A 1,047-nucleotide genomic window follows, 5' to 3' on the forward strand; every position below is an offset into this window, starting at 1 on the left:
GAGCGCAATAGCATAAGGGAGCTTGACTGTGAGGCCAACAAGCCGAGCAGGGACGAAAGTCGGGTATAGTGATCCGGTGGTTCCGCATGGAAGGGCCATCGCTCAAAGGATAAAAGGTACTCTGGGGATAACAGGCTGATCTCCCCCAAGAGCTCACATCGACGGGGAGGTTTGGCACCTCGATGTCGGCTCGTCACATCCTGGGGCTGGAGAAGGTCCCAAGGGTTGGGCTGTTCGCCCATTAAAGTGGCACGCGAGCTGGGTTCAGAACGTCGTGAGACAGTTCGGTCCCTATCTGTTGTGGGCGTAAGAAATTTGAGAGGATCTGTCCTTAGTACGAGAGGACCGGGATGGACTGACCTCTGGTGTACCGGTTGTAGTGCCCGCTGCACCGCCGGGTAGCTATGTCAGGAAGGGATAAGCGCTGAAAGCATCTAAGCGCGAAACCCACCTCAAGATGAGATTTCTTTATAAGGGACGTTAGAGACGATAACGTTGATAGGCTGCAGGTGTAAAGACAGAGATGTCAAAGCTGAGCAGTACTAATTACCCGTAAACTTTCTCTAGGGCCTATGCCCGTCATTCTTTCACAACAATATGTCATGATTAGTTGATAAGACTAACAAGAAATAAAGGATCATGATAAAGATCATGGTTCAGGTAGCGATACCGAAGATTTTATGGTGACTATAGCGTAGGGGTCCACCTCTTCCCATTCCGAACAGAGAAGTTAAGCCCTACAGCGCCAATGGTACTGCAGTAATATGTGGGAGAGTAGGTCGTCGCCAGCTTTTATTAACAGAAACCCTGTCCATAACGGTCAGGGTTTTTTGTTTTATATCCCTCTTTAAATGGATTAAACTGAATTTCTGAAGAGCCCCTTAATTTTCACCTCTTTGCTGACAGATAGTTTTAGTAGCGATCGGCAAAAGCAGTTGGCAAATTTCTATAATATAACAATAAGTGCGGTTTACTGATTTTCAGTGGCGATTTTTACATTACTTGTTTACTTTCTAGTCCATTTACTCCACAGGTTTTACGCTTGTT

General features: G+C 46.7%; 2 rRNA genes (1 of these 2 cut by a window edge). Both read left to right on the plus strand.

Annotation, left to right across the window (positions count from 1 at the left end):
• Positions 1 to 566, plus strand: a 23S ribosomal RNA gene (locus E1163_RS03165) (it extends 2,329 nt beyond the left edge of the window).
• Between the two features lie 113 nt (positions 567 to 679).
• A 5S ribosomal RNA gene (rrf, locus tag E1163_RS03170) occupies positions 680 to 791 on the plus strand.
• Positions 792 to 1,047 lie beyond the last annotated feature (256 nt).

The organism is Fulvivirga kasyanovii (genome assembly GCF_009711405.1).
GTDB classification, from domain to species: Bacteria; Bacteroidota; Bacteroidia; order Cytophagales; family Cyclobacteriaceae; genus Fulvivirga; species Fulvivirga kasyanovii.